Origin of the sequence: Streptomyces sp. NBC_01166 (assembly GCF_045039765.1) — a bacterium.
Taxonomy (GTDB): domain Bacteria; phylum Actinomycetota; class Actinomycetes; order Streptomycetales; family Streptomycetaceae; genus Streptomyces.
In genome coordinates this window covers 3,604,811-3,620,104 of record NZ_CP108613.1, presented here as the reverse complement: position 1 = coordinate 3,620,104, position 15,294 = coordinate 3,604,811, and the positions used below count along the sequence as shown (strand labels likewise).

The following is a 15,294-nucleotide window of genomic DNA, read 5'->3' as shown; positions in this document are numbered from 1 at the left end:
ACGTCCGCTACGAACCCGCGCGCAGCACCGCCGCCACCACCGGGCCGGCCGCGTCGCCGCCGTGGCCGCCGGACTGGACGACCGCCGCCGCCGCGAGGTCGTCGCTGAAGCCGGTGAACCAGCTGTTGGACGTGGACTGCCCGTCGACCTCGGCGGAGCCCGTCTTGGCGCCCTTGTCGCCGCCGACCGAGGCCATGGCCTCCTTGCCGGTGCCCCAGGAGGCGGTGGCCCGCATCATGTCGTTCAGCTGCCCGGTGACGTTCTGCGAGAGCGAACGGGACGCGGTGGCGAGCTGACGGTCGTCGAGGGACTGCGGGACGATCACTGGCTGGTGGAACGTTCCTGTGCGGGCAGTCGCGGTGATGGACGCGATGTTGAGTGCGTTCATCTGGACGGTGCCCTGGCCTATGTACTGCGCCGCCGCCTCACCGCCGGTGGCCTCGGGCACGCTGCCGTCGTAGGAGACCACGCCGGTCTGCCAGTTCAGGCCGATTCCGAAGACGTCCCGGGCCTCCTTGGCGAGTGCGGCGTCGTCCTTGGTGTCGTCGATCAGTTTGATGAAAGCGGTGTTGCACGAGCGGGCGAAGCTGGTGGAGAAGCTGCTGGAGGCAGGAAGTTCGAAGTTGTCCAGGTTGTGGAAGGAGCGGCCCTGGTACATCACGTCCTTGGGACACTCCGTCGCCCCGCCCGCCGTGACCAGGCCCTTCTCCAGGAGCATCGCGGCGGTCATGATCTTCAGCGTGGAGCCGGGCGCCTGCTTGCCCTGCATCGCCGCGTTGAAGCCGGTCGCCGGGTTGTTCGCGACGGCGCGGATGGAGCCCGTGGACGGCTTCACGGCGACCACCGACGCCCCGCTGAACTGCTTGACCGCCTTCTCCGCCGCCGCCTGGGCGCCCGCGTCGAGCGTCGTCTGCAGCCTGCCCGGCTTCCCCTTGGCGAGCGTCAGCAGCGTGGTGTCCGGAAGCTGCTCGTCAGCAGGCTCGATCCAGGTCTCGATCCCCGGTGAACCGCCTGTCCTGTCGCCGTACTTCTCGCGCAGGGAGTCCAGGATCGGACCGAGCGACGGGTACGTCTCCTTGTCGAGCACCTTGCCGTCGTGGTCGACGGCCTCGATCGCCGCCGAGGAGGACTCGCCGGTCTTCAGCGACGCCCCCTCGGTCAGCTGCGGATGGATCACCGCGGGCTGCCAGTCGACGAGCGCCTTACCGGTGGTCAGGCCGCGCACCACGGTCAGCTCGGAGGAGTACGACCAGGGCTTGGTCTTCCCGTCGTAGGAGACGGTCGCCTTGACCGTGTACGGCACCTTCGTGCCGACGGCGGCACCCGGCGTGATCACCGCCTTCGTGACGTGGGCCTCGTCGGCGTAACCGGCCAGCAGCGGCTCGGCGACGGACTCGTTGTTCGTGAGCAGGGCGGCGGCCGACGCGTCACCCGACGCCCACGCCTCGAGGAAGCCCTTGGCGGTCTCCTCGGTCTCCTCCTTGTCCGGAGGCCCGGTCTTCACCTCGGAGGACTCGGAGGCGTTCCCTATCCCCCCGGACTCGCTCCCTCCGAGCACCACCTCGTACACGCCGTAGCCGAGCCCTCCGGCCACCAGCACGAACACTCCGCCGACCACGGCGACCTTCGCTCCACTGCGCATCTGTGCAGTCCCCCTCCCCAGGAGCTCTTCTTGAACATGTTCAAGAAGAGCGTTCCCTCGGCACTTTACGGGACGGGAGTGGGCCCTGAGGGGGTTGTTACCGGACCGGGATGCGCCCCGGAGGCCTCGCCGCGGCGCTCCGACCTCGGTGTGTACGTGCATCGCGGAGGTCCGGTGGCGCGGTGTCGGTCACGACCATTGCCCACGGTGGCATGCGTCGCTATGTTAATCGAGAATCACATGACTCAGCACGATCCGGAACGTGGAGGCAGTGCAACTCGCAAGCCAGAAAAGGCGCATAGCGCCGTCTGGTCCAGCTGGGAAGTGGGTAAGTAAATGCACGATCTCAACAGGCGAAGCATCCTGTCGCTCGGTGCCGCGCTCGGCCTCGTGGGTGTGGCGGCCCCCGCCAAGGCGTGGGCCTGGGCGTCGGCCGACTCGGTGGCCGGAACCGGTTCGGGAGCCGATCCGGAGTACGTGTGGGACAGCGCGACGGACCCCCTCATGGTGTCGCTGCTCGAGAATGGCCAGATCCCGTCGGTCAACACCGCGATGGAGAAGTGGGTGAACAACGGTGACCCGCTGCCCAGCGGACTGCCGGCCGCCCTCACCACGCATCTGCGGACCTTCAACAAGCTGCCCGCCTGGGCCGACACCGCGAAGCTGACCCGCGCCGCCGACTTCAACCGGCGCAAGGACACCTACCTGTTCATGCTCTACGGCCTCGGCAGCGGGATCATGAGCACCGTGATCCCGCGGGAGGCCAGGAGCGTCTACTGGTCCTTCGGCGGCGCCGACATGAAGGACCGTGCGGCCAAGACGTTCACGTTCGGCTACGACCTGTCCCAGCTGCGCGCCTTCGAGCCGAGCGGGCAGTTCATCGTCACCGCCAACAAGACACGGCTGGTGCACGGAGCGGTGCGTCACCTGCTGCCGCAGTCGCCGCACTGGAAGAACGGCGCCGACCAGACCATTCCGATCAGCGTCGCCGACATCCTGGTCACCTTCCACAGCCTGGGCACCTACGTGCACAGGAAGATGCGTGACTGGAAGATCCCGATGTCGGCCGCGGACGAGGAGGCGTTCCTGCACTCCTGGCAGGTCGCCATCTATCTGCTCGGGGTGCCGACCGAGTACATCCCGAAGACCTGGGCGGCCGCGGAAGCGCAGTCGGCGCAGGTCCTCACCCCGATCCTCGCCCCGACGCCCGAGGGTCTCGACCTGGCCGAGGTGCTGCTCGGCCTGACCGCGGAGATCGATCTCGGTGTCACGCGCGGCTTCCTGAACGAGTTCGTGCGCTACGCCCTGAGCAACGAGGTCGGCGACTGGCTGAAACTGCCGCGCGACTACGCGGCAGCGGCCCTCGTCCGCACCGTGTGGCCGGCCTTCATCCTGTTCCGTGAGGGACTGTCGCCCGTCATGCCCGGCGCCTTCTACATGTTCGACCAGTTCCTGCGCGCCGTGGCCATGCTGTTCCTCAACAAGGGCGGTTCCGGGACGACCACCCCGATCACGATCCCGACCGGGAACAGGCCGACGAGCTGAACCGCCCCCGGCCCCACAGGCCTTCACCCCTCGGCCTCAGCGCCGAGGGGTGGGCACCCGGGGGCACCCACCGGCTGCCCTCAGACGCCCAGGGCGCCCACGACCAGGGCGGTCACGGCGTCACGGCGGTCCTGGCCGTCCCGCCACCGCAGCGCGCGTCCGGCCTCGACCGCCACCCCGAACCCCGCGTGCACCAGCACCCGGGCCTGGCGCGGGTCCAGCTCCGGACGGGCCAGCCGCAGCTGCTGCTCCCAGACGGCGATGTGTTCACGCTGCGCGAGGACCAAGGACCGCCGCAGTTCGTCCGGCAGGCCGACGAGTTCGGCCTCGGCGACGCTGTTGAGCGCGGTGTACTCGAAGCTGTAGGCCACGTACGTCGCCGCCAGCGCGGCTACGGCCTCGTGCGGGCCGGCCACCCCGTGAAGGCTCTGCTCCACACCCTGGGCCAGAAGTCCCGCCGCCTGGAGGCACGCCGCCGCCAGGATGTCGACCTTGCCGTCGTAGTGACGGTAGAGCGCCGACGGCGCCAGCCCCACCGCCTCCGCGATCTGCCCGTTCGTGACGCTGGTGAACCCGTCCCGTGCGAACAGCGGGACGGCGGCCGCGAGGATCTCCGCGCGACGCGTACGCGGTACCGTCCGGGCGGGCAGCTCGACGGGGTGTGCGCCGCTCCTCCGGGCAACCGCGGTGTCGGTCGCGGCGACACGAAGGGCGGACGCCGACAGCAGGTCCTCGGCCCGGCGTTGAGCGATCGAGGTGTGATGCATCGTGATGGACGCGATCGCACCGAGGGCCGCCATGGCCCGCAGGCGCCCGCCGGGCAGTGGGTACGTGCGCCGCACCGCCTCGTCGACCCGTCCGACGACGTGCCCGAACTTCGCCATGAGGCGCCGGCGGTCCTCGGTCCCGAGGTACCTGGCCTCCCACCGGTACACGCCGCCCGACGCGCGGTGGGCGACGGTGACGCGGGTGACGGCGTCGAGGACCTCCGCCAAGGGGGCCCCGGACGGGACCTCGTCGAGCGCGGTGACGAGCCGCTCCGCCGTGACGTCGGCGCACTCGGCGAACAGCGCGTACTTGTTCGGGAAGTGCCGGTACAGGGCCGCCGCGGTGATACCCACGCCGGCCGCGATCTTCTCCATGGACGCCGCGTGGTACCCGTGCTCGCTGAAGACCCGGCCGGCCGCCTCGACGATGAGCTGCTTGCGGTTGCGGGGCCGGGTGGCCGCGGCCGGATCGGTCACGGCCGAACCGGCGGAAGCGGGGACGGGGCCATGCGGAGGAGTCAATCACACGCGCACACGAGGGCCCGGGCTCCCTCGGCACCGTGCCGCAGGACCCCGGGCCCGCAACTGCCCCGCTACACCCAGGTGTCCAGCCACATCCGGTCGCGCCAGGAGTCGTCCGGGAGTGACGTGCCCGTGTAGATCGGCCAGAAGTAGATGAAGTTCCAGACGATCAGCAGCACCAGGACGCCCGCCGCGATCGCGCCCAGAGTGCGTCTGCGCTCACCCGTGGGATCGGCGGTGTCCATGCCGAGACGGTGCTTGGTACCCGTGCCGGCCGCGGGGCCCAGGAGGGCGCCGATCATCATCGTGACCGCCAGACACAGGAACGGCACGAAGACGACCGCGTAGAAGAGGAAGATCGTCCGCTCCTGGTAGAAGAACCAGGGCACCCAGCCCGCCGCGACCCCGCACACGATCGCACCGGCCCGCCAGTCGCGGCGGAAGGCCCAGCGCCACAGCACGTACAGCAGCGCCACGCACGCCGCCCACCAGAGCAGCGGGGTACCGAGCGCCAGGACCTCGCGGGCGCACTTGCCGCTGCTGGACTCCAGGCAGCCCGTCTTCTCCTCGTAGAAGTACGAGACGGGGCGGCCCAGCACGATCCAGCTCCACGGATTGGACTGGTAGGTGTGGCCGGAGGTCAGGCCGACGTGGAACTCGTAGACCTGGTTCTCGTAGTGCCAGAGGCTGCGCAGCCAGTCCGGCAGCCACGTCCAGCTGCCGCCCTTGCCCTCGGTGGCCGCCCAGTTGCGGTAGTACCCCTTGTCCGTGACGATCCAGCCCGTCCACGAGACGAGGTACGTGCTGATCGCGACCGGCACCGTGGAGACGAACGCGGGCAGCAGGTCCCTGAGGACCACGGCCCGGTACGGCTGCACGGCGCCCGCCGTGCGCCGCGCGCCGACGTCCCAGAGCACCGCCATCACACCGAACGCGGCCAGGATGTAGAGCCCGTTCCACTTCGTGGCGAAGGCCAGACCGAGCATCAGGCCGGCCGCGATCCGCCAAGGACGCCACCCGAGGCGGAGCGTCTCGGCGATGTGGGCGTCCGGACGCAGGACCCCCTCCTCGTCGACCGGGAGCGCCGCGGCCAGCTTTCGGCGGGACCGGTCGCGGTCGAGGAGGAAGCAGCCGAAGGCCGCCAGCACGAAGAACATCAGCACCAGGTCGAGCAGCGCGGTGCGGCTCATCACGAAGTGCAGCCCGTCCACGGCCAGCAGGGTGCCCGCCAGGCAGCCCAGGAACGTCGAGCGGAACAGCCGGCGGCCGATGCGGCACAGCATCAGGACCGAGAGGGTGCCGAGCAGCGCCACCATGAAGCGCCAGCCGAACGGGGTGAACCCGAACAGCTGCTCGCCGAACCCGATGATCCACTTGCCGACCGGCGGATGGACGACGTACCCCGGGTCCACCGGGATGTCCACCGAGGACGGGTCCCTGAGGATCAGCTTGTCGACGTCCTTGGGCCAGGAGCCCTCGTATCCCTGGTTGACCAGGGCCCAGGCGTCCTTGGCGTAGTACGTCTCGTCGAATATCACCGCCTTCGGGCTGCCCAGGTTCCAGAACCGCAGCACCCCGGCGACCAGGGCGACCAGCAGCGGCCCGCCCCAGGCGGACCAGCGCACCAGGTGGCCGGCGAGGACCGGCGGCACGGCGAGCACCTTCCAGAACTGGCGGCCGGGGCGGGCGTAGGGCGGATCGAGGCGCTCGCGCAGCCCCGTCTCCGGCCGCGGGGAATGGCCGAAGCGGCGCAGCCGCTGCTGCCAGGAAGGCGGCTGGTCGCCGGTGTGATCCCCGGCGTCGTTGCCCTGCTGGGCTTCGGGCGCAGTACTCGTCACCGCGCCATCGTAGGGAACGCATCTGTGCGAGTGGCGCCGCCCGTGCTGGGAGGATGGCCGATGTGACTGGAACGACTGGAACGCTCGTACTCGCAGGGACCCCCATCGGCGACGTGGCGGACGCCCCGCCACGGCTCGCCACCGAGCTTGAGACGGCCGATGTCGTGGCCGCCGAGGACACCCGGCGGCTGCGCCGGCTCACCCAGGCGCTCGGCATCCGCACGACGGGGCGTGTCGTGTCCTACTTCGAGGGCAACGAGTCGGCGCGCACGCCCGAACTCGTCGAGGCCCTCGTCGGCGGCGCGCGTGTCCTGCTGGTCACGGACGCCGGGATGCCGTCCGTCTCCGACCCCGGCTACCGGCTCGTCGCCGCCGCCGTGGAACAGGACATCAAGGTCACCGCCGTACCGGGCCCGTCGGCCGTGCTGACCGCGCTCGCGCTGTCCGGGCTGCCCGTGGACCGCTTCTGCTTCGAGGGCTTCCTGCCGCGCAAGGCAGGCGAGCGGCTGGGGAAGCTGCGCGAGGTGGCGGACGAGCGCCGCACGATGGTCTTCTTCGAGGCCCCTCACCGGCTGGACGACACCCTCGCCGCGATGGCCGAGGCGTTCGGGGCTGACCGCAGGGCCGCCGTGTGCCGGGAGCTGACCAAGACGTACGAGGAAGTGAAGCGCGGCCCCCTGGGCGAGCTGGCGGTCTGGGCGGCCGAGGGTGTGCGCGGCGAGATCACCGTCGTGGTCGAGGGTGCGACGGACTCCGGCGACGAGGGACTGGACGCCGCCGAGCTGGTGCGCAGGGTGCAGGTGCGCGAGGAGGCGGGGGAGCGGCGCAAGGAGGCCATCGCTGCGGTCGCCGCCGAGGCGGGGCTGCCCAAGCGCGAGGTGTTCGATGCGGTGGTCGCGGCAAAGAACGCGGCTCGGACCGGCCAGGAGCAGGGCAAAGGACTAACCTGAAATGTAAAGCCTGAGCCGCGTACCGGGCCGTTCGGCCACGAATAGGCCAAAAGCGTTCCAACACTCGGCAGACCTGGTGCATCGCCGTCGGCGAAGGCGTCCACTTGAGGGTGGAACGCACCATCCGGAGTGCTTGTCCGGAGTGCTTGTCCAGCGGACAAGAGGAGCAGGCATGAGTGAGATCGCAGCAGGCACCGTGCACGAGGCGTACGCCTTCGCGTGCATGAGGTGCGGGCACGGCTGGGAACAGGCCTACGAGATAGAGCACCACGTCGACGGCTCGGGCAACGCGTTCGTGGTGTACAAGGCGGACGGGCTGCGCGTGCCGTCGCCGCTGTCCACCCCGACCTGCGCGAACTGCGGCGGCCACGTGGTGCGGATCATGCGCGCCGGCCGGGTCTCCACCGTCCAGCAGCTGCTCAGGCCCCGGGAACTGACACGTCCCGTGATGGCGGGCGGGGACGAGGCCCGTGAGGAGATGTCCGTGGCCACCGCCGTCCCGGCGGCCGGCTCGGGATCGCACCACTGGCAGCTGTCCGATCTGCTCCGCCCCTTCCACCGGCGGTGAGAGGAGGTTCATGCCCTCGTAGAGTCGAGGCATGAGCCGTACCGAAGCCCCGCCGCTCCCCGAACCCCTCAGGGTTCCGGTCGCCGATTCGCACACCCATCTCGACATGCAGGACGGAACCGTCGAGGAGGGGCTGGCCCGGGCCGCGGCGGTCAACGTGACCACCGTCGTCCAGGTCGGCTGCGACGTGAAGGGCTCCCACTGGGCTGCCGAGACCGCCGCCGCGCACCCGTCCGTGCACGCCTCCGTCGCCCTGCACCCCAACGAGGCGCCCCGCATCGTGCACGGGGACCCGGATGGCGCTGCGCGGCAGGGGGTCAGGGAGCCGGGCGGGAAGGCGGCCCTCGACGAGGCGCTCGCCGAGATCGACGCGCTGGCCGCCCTCGCCCACGTACGCGCCGTCGGTGAGACCGGCCTGGACTACTTCCGTACGGGCCCCGAGGGCATGGCCGCCCAGGAGGAGTCCTTCCGCGCCCACATCGAGATCGCCAAGCGGCACGGCAAGGCCCTGGTCATCCACGACCGCGAGGCCCACGCGGACGTGCTGCGGATCCTCGCCGACGCCGGCGCGCCGGAGCGGACCGTCTTCCACTGCTACTCCGGGGACGCCGACATGGCCCGGATCTGCGCGGCCGCCGGATACTTCATGTCCTTCGCCGGCAACGTCACCTTCAAGAACGCGCAGCCGCTGCGCGACGCGCTGGCCGTCGCCCCCGCCGAGCTCGTGCTCGTCGAGACGGACGCCCCCTTCCTCACCCCCGCCCCGTACCGCGGACGGCCCAACGCGCCCTACCTGATTCCGGTCACGCTCCGTGCCATGGCCGAGGTGAGGGGCACCGACGAGGACACCCTGGCCGCCGCCGTCTACGACAACACCGCGCGGGCGTTCGACTTCTGAGGGCTGCCGGGCGCTCCGGGCGACACGTCGGGTAATCGTACGACTTTGTACGGTTACGAGGTGTCCGCTATCGTGCCCGCGCAACGGGGACGGCAGGCCGGAACGTCTGGAGCGTCGTGGGCCATCCACAGGGCAGTCACCGCGCGGCGCGCGGCAGTCGGCGTAGGAGGCAGGCCCCGGCGCGTGCCCCCTTCCCGCCCCCGGCGCCGCCGCGCTCCCTCCACGAGGAGCGGACGATCGTCGCCGGGCTCCGGACCGGGCCCCTGCCGGTCCACGACCCCACCGTGCTGGACACCCCGCTGGTGCCCCGGCAGCCGGTCCCGCGGAGGGAGACCGGCGGACACCGGGCGGCCCGGCGCCACCGGCGTGCGGTGGGTGCCGGCGCTCCGGGGAGCCTGCGGCGGATCGTCCCGCGCGCACTGGTCGTCGCCGTTCTGGCGGGCGGCACCGCCGGATTCCTCGCCCAGGACAAGGCCGTCCGCGTCGACGTCGACGGGACCTCACGCACCCTGCACACCTTCGCGGACGACGTCGGGGAGCTCCTGGAGGCCGAGGGCGTCACGGTCGGCACCCGCGACACCGTCGCCCCCGCCCCCGCCACGGCCCTGGACGACGGCGACGAGGTCGTCGTCCTCCGGGAGGCACGCGGCTTCGGCCCGGTGCCGGGCGACGCCTCCTGGCTGCCGCGGCGGCCGTAGGCTTAACGGGTGAGCACCACAGAGCCCGACGCCCTCCTGGGCCCCGCAGACATCCGCGAGCTGGCCGCAGCGCTGGGCGTACGCCCCACCAAGCAGCGCGGTCAGAACTTCGTCATCGACGCCAACACGGTCCGCAGGATCGTACGGACCGCCGAGGTGCGGCCCGACGACGTGGTGGTCGAGGTCGGGCCCGGCCTGGGGTCGCTGACCCTCGCCCTGCTGGAGGCGGCCGACCGGGTCGTCGCCGTGGAGATCGACGACGTGCTCGCGGGCGCCCTGCCGGCCACGGTCGCCGCACGGCTGCCGGAGCGCGCCGACCGCTTCGCCCTGGTCCACTCGGACGCGATGCTGGTCACGGAGCTGCCCGGCCCCGCGCCGACCGCGCTCGTCGCCAACCTGCCGTACAACGTCGCCGTGCCGGTCCTGCTCACCATGCTGGAGCGCTTCCCCACCATCGAGCGGACGCTCGTGATGGTGCAGGCCGAGGTCGCCGACCGGCTGGCCGCCCGGCCCGGCAACAAGGTCTACGGCGTGCCGTCGGTCAAGGCCAACTGGTACGCCGACGTCAAGCGCGCCGGGTCGATCGGCCGCACGGTGTTCTGGCCCGCGCCCAACGTCGACTCGGGCCTGGTCTCCCTCGTCCGGCGCACGGAACCGATCCGTACCACCGCGAGCAGGACCGAGGTCTTCGCCGTCGTGGACGCCGCCTTCGCCCAGCGCCGCAAGACGCTGCGCGCGGCCCTGGCGGGCTGGGCGGGCTCCGCGCCGGCCGCCGAGGCCGCCCTGACCGCCGCGGGGATCTCGCCGCAGGCGCGGGGCGAGTCCCTGACCGTCGAGGAGTTCGCCGCCATCGCCGAGAACAAGCCGGAGCCCTCCGCATGACCCGCAGCGTCACCGTCCGCGTACCCGCCAAGGTCAACGCGCAGCTCGCGGTGGGCGCCCCCCGCCCCGACGGCTTCCACGACCTGGCCAACGTCTTCCTCGCCGTCGGCCTCTACGACGAGGTCACCGTCACCCCCGCCGACACCCTGCGCGTCACCTGCTCCGGGCCGGACGCCCATCAGGTCCCGCTGGACGCCACGAACCTCGCGGCCCGTGCCGCGATCGCGCTGGGCGCCCGGCACGGCATCGCCCCCGATGTGCACATCCACATCGCCAAGGACATCCCCGTCGCCGGCGGCATGGCGGGCGGCAGCGCCGACGGCGCCGCCGCCCTGCTGGCCTGCGACGCGCTCTGGGCCACCGGCGCCACCCGGGAGGAACTCCTGGAGATCTGCGCCGAGCTGGGCAGCGACGTTCCGTTCAGCCTGATCGGCGGGGCGGCACTCGGCGTCGGACGCGGTGAGCAGCTGACACCCGTCGAGGTCGGCGGAAGCTTCCACTGGGTCTTCGCCGTCGCCGACGGCGGACTCTCCACCCCCGCGGTCTACGGCGAGTTCGACCGGCTCACCGCCGGCACCGACGTGCCGGAGCCGGCCGCCTCCCCCGCACTCCTGGCCGCCCTGCGCAAGGGGGACACCACCGCACTCGCGGGCGCCCTCGGCAACGACCTCCAGGCCGCCGCCCTCTCCCTGCGCCCCTCGCTGGCCGACACCCTCGCGGCGGGCACCTCAGCCGGCGCCCTGGCCGCCCTGGTCTCGGGGTCCGGGCCGACCACCGCGTTCCTGACCGCCGACGAGGAGTCGGCGCGGAAGGTGGCCGACGCGCTGCTGGCGTCCGGCACCTGCCGCGACGCACGGGTGGCGGTGTCCCCGGCGGCGGGCGCCACCGTCGTCTGACAGCCGGTACTCAGACGGGAATTGAGTACGGTCGCGCTGCCGCGGCCCCGCGCTCGACGCGACCGTACTCCCATGGGATCAAGTGTTCGTGAACTGGCCGGGGCGACGCCCGCCACCCGGGACCGATACATCGACCTGCTGCGGGTCGCCTCGCTGGGCACGGTCGTCCTCGGCCACTGGCTGATGGCCGCCGTCACCACCGACGGGGTCGGCAACCTCCTCGCCGTCGTCCCCGGCCTGCAACCGCTGACCTGGGTGCTCCAGGTCATGCCGGTCTTCTTCTTCGTCGGCGGCTTCTCCCATGCCCTCTCCTACCGTTCGCTGCTCCGTAAGCGGCCCGAGGGCTCCACGGACTCCGTCTACGCGGCGTTCCTCCGGGCCCGGCTGCAGCGACTGCTGCGCCCCACCATGGTCTTCGTCCTGGTGTGGGGCGCCGCGGCGCTGCTCGTCCAACTGCTCGGCGGTGGCGGCGGCCTGACCGGTGTCACGCTCCGCCTGGTGACCCAGCCGCTCTGGTTCATCGGGATCTACCTGGCCATGGTCGCCTTCACCCCGCCGCTGCTGAAGCTGCACGACCGTTACGGCTGGGGCGCGTTCGCCGCGCTCGCGGGGGCGGCCGCCGCGGTGGACGTGCTGAGGTTCGCCGCCGGGGCGCCGTACCTCGAATTCCTCAACTTCGCGTTCGTCTGGCTCGCCGTGCACCAGCTCGGCTTCCTGCGCGCCGACGGCCGGATCCGCCGCCCCGCGCTCCTCGCCGGCGGCGGACTGGCCGCCGCGGCCGCGCTGGTGGCCCTCGGCCCGTATCCGCTGTCCATGGTCGGCATGCCCGGCGAGAAGATCAGCAACATGGCGCCGCCCACCCTCGCGCTGCTCTGCCACGGCCTCTGGCTCGTCGGCGCCGTGGAGCTGCTGCGTGCTCCGGGTGCCCGGCTGGTGGCCCGGCCCCGGGTCTGGCGCGCGGTCGTGGCCGCCAACGGCGTCGCCATGAGCGCGTTCCTCTGGCACCTCACCGCGATGCTCGGCGTGTACGGGGCGATGCTCGCCCTCGGCGTCCCGCTGCCCGAGCCGGCCACCGGCGCATGGTGGGCGCAGGTGCCGCTGCGGATGGTGGTCGCCGCCGGGGTCACCGCGGCCCTGGTCGCGGCCTTCCGTACGTTCGAGCGGCCGGTCCGCGTCACCCCCGGCCGGGCCGCGATCGGCGCGGGAGCCGTCTCGGCGATCGGTGTGACCCTCGCACTGCTCGGCGTGCTGGGTCTGTCCATGGTGGGCTACGCGGGACTGCTGGAAGGGCACACCGCCCTGCTGATCGCCGTCCACGTCAGCGCCCCCGCGGCCGTCGCGATGGCGCTCGGCGGCTGGCTGCTGGTCGAACGGGCGGGGCGGTGACCGGCCCGTTCCGTCAGTTCAGCTTCAGAGTCCTCCTCGCGAGCTCGTACGCCGGGAGCATCTCCTGGTGCTCCTGGGAGTCCAGCCCGCCCAGGTGCACCACGACCGGGCCGTCGGGCGTCGTGACCGCGAAGGCGCGCTCGGCCTTGGGCTCGTCCAGCAGCTCGCCGTCCACGGTGTAGCCGACCTCGGTCCCGGCCAGGGAGCCCGCGCGGAAACCGGTGTACGTGGCCTTGCCCGCGTTCGGGTCGGCCGTCACGAAGGCCTCCAGCACCGCGCGGGGGGCGTCGTCGGACGGCTTGCCCTGCCACACCCGGAGGTAGCCGATGTTCCCCGCCGGCTTGGCGTCCACCTCGCAGACCATCGTGACCGGGCCCTGCTCGCCCAGGGCGGCCAGGTCGGAGCCGGGCTCGATCTCGACGGCCTCCGGCTTCCAGTCCGCCGCCAGATCGAAGGTCACCGGAAGCTCGCAGGCCGAACCCGCGCCCCCGAGCGTGACGCCCTCCTCCGTGGCGGCGCTCCCCGCGGCCTCCGAGGGGGCGCTGTCCCCGTTCTTGCCCGTATCCGCGACCGTTCCGCCGCCGCCGGACGACGACGAACAGCCGGCCAGCGCCACCGTCGCCACGACCGCCGAAACCAGGACCCGCCCCGCACCACGCATCATGAAGTCCCCACCCCAGAGATGTTCCGAACCGCTCCGACCTGGGGTTACTCCCCATGATCGATCGCCGCACGCTATCGCACCCCGCGCGGCGACTACTCTGGGACATCGAGCGGTCCCCGACGCAAGGACCCCCGAGGCAGGAGTGAAATGGCCGTCAATCTGGTCAATGTCGAGCAGGTCAGCAAGGTGTACGGCACCCGTGCCCTGCTCGACGGTGTATCCCTCGGGGTCTCCGAGGGCGACCGGATCGGCGTCGTCGGCCGCAACGGCGACGGCAAGACGACGCTCATCCGGATGCTCGCCAAGCTCGAGGAGGCGGACACGGGCCGGGTCACCCACAACGGCGGGCTGCGCCTCGGTGTCCTCACCCAGCACGACTCGCTGGACCCCGGGGCCACCATCCGCCACGAGGTGATCGGCGATCTCGAGGACCACGAGTGGGCCGGCAGCGCCAAGATCCGCGACGTGCTGACCGGGCTCTTCGGCGGCCTCGCCCTCCCCGGCTTCGAGCACGGCCTGGACACCGTCATCGCCCCGCTCTCCGGCGGCGAGCGGCGCAGGATCGCGCTGGCGAAGCTGCTCATCGCCGAGCAGGACCTGGTCGTCCTCGACGAGCCCACCAACCACCTCGACGTCGAGGGCATCTCCTGGCTCGCCGGACACCTGCGGACCCGGCGCTCCGCGCTCGTCTGCGTCACCCACGACCGGTGGTTCCTGGACCAGGTCTGCACCCGCATGTGGGACGTCCAGCGGGGAGCCGTCCACGAGTACGAGGGCGGCTACAGCGACTACGTGTTCGCGCGGGCCGAGCGGGAGCGTATCGCCGCGACCGAGGAGTCCAAGCGGCAGAACCTGATGCGCAAGGAGCTGGCCTGGCTGCGACGGGGCGCCCCCGCCCGCACGTCCAAGCCGCGCTACCGCATCGAGGCCGCCAACGAGCTGATCGCCGACGTGCCGCCGCCGCGCGACACCAGCGAGCTGATGAAGTTCGCCAACGCCCGGCTCGGCAAGACCGTCTTCGACCTGGAGGACGTGACCGTCCAGGCAGGGCCCAAGACGCTCCTCACCCACCTCACCTGGCAGCTCGGACCCGGCGACCGCATCGGCCTGGTCGGCGTGAACGGCGCGGGCAAGACCTCGCTGCTGCGGGCGCTCGCCGAGGCGGCCCGCAGCCAGGGCGACGTGCAGCCCGCGGACGGGAAGGTCGTCGTCGGCAAGACCGTGAAGCTCGCCTACCTCTCCCAGGAGGTCGCGGAGCTCAACCCGAACCTGCGCGTGCTCGAAGCCGTCCAGCAGGTGCGCGACCGGGTCGACCTCGGCAAGGGCCGAGAGATGACGGCCGGCCAGCTCTGCGAGCAGTTCGGCTTCGTCAAGGAGAAGCAGTGGACGCCCGTCGGCGACCTGTCCGGTGGTGAGCGGAGGCGGCTGCAGATCCTGCGGCTGCTGATGGACGAGCCCAACGTCCTCTTCCTCGACGAGCCCACCAACGACCTGGACATCGAGACGCTCACCCAGCTGGAGGATCTCCTCGACGGCTGGCCCGGGTCGATGATCGTGATCTCCCACGACCGGTTCTTCATCGAGCGGACCACGGACAAGGTGATGGCGCTCCTCGGCGACCGTGCGCTGCGGATGCTGCCGCGCGGCATCGACGAGTACATCGAGCGCCGGCAGCGCATGGAGGAGACGGCGACGCCCGCGTCCGCCGCCGGGTCCTCGGCGCCCAAGGCGGCGCCGGCCGAGGCCGTCTCGCCGCAGGCCGCGCGTGCCGCGAAGAAGGAGCTCCAGAAGGTCGAGCGGCAGCTCGACAAGATGTCGACCAGGGAGACGACGCTGCACGCGCAGATCGCCGACAACGCCACCGACTTCGAGAAGGTCGCCGCGCTCGACGCCGAGCTGCGTGAACTGGTCGCGGAGCGGGACGTGCTGGAGATGCGCTGGCTCGAACTGGCCGAGGACGCCTGACGGATGGTCCCGGGTACGGCCGGAGGCCGCGCCCGGGCGAGTGGTAGAAAGTAGGCCCGCCCGGGTTGGCGTG

13 protein-coding genes are annotated in these 15,294 nt (G+C 71.8%); 9 read left to right on the top strand and 4 right to left on the bottom strand.

From position 1 onward, the window contains the following. Positions 1-7: 7 nt before the first annotated feature. Entirely contained in the window at positions 8-1,642 is a 1,635-nt protein-coding gene (locus tag OG379_RS16535; protein WP_405663485.1) for a penicillin-binding transpeptidase domain-containing protein, read from the bottom strand. A 336-nt stretch (positions 1,643-1,978) separates the two neighbouring features. Here OG379_RS16535 and OG379_RS16530 point away from each other — a divergent pair, with 336 nt between their 5' ends. Next, a complete protein-coding gene (locus OG379_RS16530; RefSeq protein ID WP_405663483.1) occupies positions 1,979-3,187 on the top strand; it encodes an oxygenase MpaB family protein in 1,209 nt (402 codons plus the stop codon). Positions 3,188-3,267: 80 nt separating this feature from the next. Here OG379_RS16530 and OG379_RS16525 read toward each other — a convergent pair whose 3' ends face one another. Then, the gene (locus OG379_RS16525; RefSeq protein ID WP_405663481.1) at positions 3,268-4,476 is read right to left on the bottom strand and encodes a TetR/AcrR family transcriptional regulator; all 1,209 of its coding nucleotides are present in this window, start codon (positions 4,474-4,476) and stop codon (positions 3,268-3,270) included. Between the two features lie 71 nt (positions 4,477-4,547). Further along, positions 4,548-6,314, bottom strand: coding sequence for a dolichyl-phosphate-mannose--protein mannosyltransferase (locus OG379_RS16520; protein WP_405663479.1), 1,767 nt, complete (start codon positions 6,312-6,314; stop codon positions 4,548-4,550). 53 nt (positions 6,315-6,367) lie between these two features. Here OG379_RS16520 and rsmI point away from each other — a divergent pair, with 53 nt between their 5' ends. The 7 genes from rsmI to OG379_RS16485 all read left to right on the top strand — a co-directional run bounded on the left by rsmI (position 6,368) and on the right by OG379_RS16485 (position 12,592). After that, on the top strand, positions 6,368-7,264 hold the full coding sequence (rsmI, locus tag OG379_RS16515) for a 16S rRNA (cytidine(1402)-2'-O)-methyltransferase (protein WP_405663477.1): 897 nt from the start codon (positions 6,368-6,370) through the stop codon (positions 7,262-7,264). 172 nt (positions 7,265-7,436) lie between these two features. Next, complete coding sequence (locus OG379_RS16510; protein WP_405663475.1) at positions 7,437-7,832, top strand: hypothetical protein; 396 nt, start codon at positions 7,437-7,439, stop codon at positions 7,830-7,832. Between the two features lie 31 nt (positions 7,833-7,863). Continuing rightward, positions 7,864-8,730: a TatD family hydrolase gene (locus OG379_RS16505; protein ID WP_405663473.1), complete on the top strand. Its 867-nt coding sequence runs from the start codon at positions 7,864-7,866 to the stop codon at positions 8,728-8,730. Between the two features lie 116 nt (positions 8,731-8,846). Further along, positions 8,847-9,428, top strand: coding sequence for a ubiquitin-like domain-containing protein (locus tag OG379_RS16500; protein ID WP_405663470.1), 582 nt, complete (start codon positions 8,847-8,849; stop codon positions 9,426-9,428). Between the two features lie 9 nt (positions 9,429-9,437). Further along, positions 9,438-10,310, top strand: a complete 873-nt coding sequence (gene rsmA / locus OG379_RS16495) for a 16S rRNA (adenine(1518)-N(6)/adenine(1519)-N(6))-dimethyltransferase RsmA (protein WP_405663467.1) — start codon at positions 9,438-9,440, stop codon at positions 10,308-10,310. Continuing rightward, on the top strand, positions 10,307-11,206 hold the full coding sequence (locus OG379_RS16490; RefSeq protein WP_405663464.1) for a 4-(cytidine 5'-diphospho)-2-C-methyl-D-erythritol kinase: 900 nt from the start codon (positions 10,307-10,309) through the stop codon (positions 11,204-11,206). Before rsmA ends, OG379_RS16490 begins: the two co-directional genes overlap by 4 nt. Positions 11,207-11,278: 72 nt before the next feature. Continuing rightward, positions 11,279-12,592, top strand: coding sequence for an acyltransferase (locus OG379_RS16485; RefSeq protein ID WP_405663461.1), 1,314 nt, complete (start codon positions 11,279-11,281; stop codon positions 12,590-12,592). A gap of 13 nt (positions 12,593-12,605) precedes the next feature. Here the strand turns inward: OG379_RS16485 and OG379_RS16480 are convergent, their stop codons facing one another. Beyond that, on the bottom strand, positions 12,606-13,256 hold the full coding sequence (locus OG379_RS16480; protein ID WP_405663458.1) for a lipoprotein: 651 nt from the start codon (positions 13,254-13,256) through the stop codon (positions 12,606-12,608). Between the two features lie 147 nt (positions 13,257-13,403). Here OG379_RS16480 and OG379_RS16475 point away from each other — a divergent pair, with 147 nt between their 5' ends. Beyond that, positions 13,404-15,221: an ABC-F family ATP-binding cassette domain-containing protein gene (locus OG379_RS16475; RefSeq protein WP_393758697.1), complete on the top strand. Its 1,818-nt coding sequence runs from the start codon at positions 13,404-13,406 to the stop codon at positions 15,219-15,221. Positions 15,222-15,294 lie beyond the last annotated feature (73 nt).

Coding starts and splice junctions, on each gene's coding strand:
- OG379_RS16505 (WP_405663473.1), top strand. CDS start 7,864: ATGAGCCGTACCGAAGCCCCGCCGCTCCCCGAACCCCTCAGGGTTCCG.
- OG379_RS16485 (WP_405663461.1), top strand. CDS start 11,279: ATGGGATCAAGTGTTCGTGAACTGGCCGGGGCGACGCCCGCCACCCGG.
- OG379_RS16535 (WP_405663485.1), bottom strand. CDS start 1,642: ATGCGCAGTGGAGCGAAGGTCGCCGTGGTCGGCGGAGTGTTCGTGCTG.
- OG379_RS16475 (WP_393758697.1), top strand. CDS start 13,404: ATGGCCGTCAATCTGGTCAATGTCGAGCAGGTCAGCAAGGTGTACGGC.
- OG379_RS16510 (WP_405663475.1), top strand. CDS start 7,437: ATGAGTGAGATCGCAGCAGGCACCGTGCACGAGGCGTACGCCTTCGCG.
- OG379_RS16480 (WP_405663458.1), bottom strand. CDS start 13,256: ATGATGCGTGGTGCGGGGCGGGTCCTGGTTTCGGCGGTCGTGGCGACG.
- OG379_RS16530 (WP_405663483.1), top strand. CDS start 1,979: ATGCACGATCTCAACAGGCGAAGCATCCTGTCGCTCGGTGCCGCGCTC.
- OG379_RS16490 (WP_405663464.1), top strand. CDS start 10,307: ATGACCCGCAGCGTCACCGTCCGCGTACCCGCCAAGGTCAACGCGCAG.
- rsmI (WP_405663477.1), top strand. CDS start 6,368: ATGGCCGATGTGACTGGAACGACTGGAACGCTCGTACTCGCAGGGACC.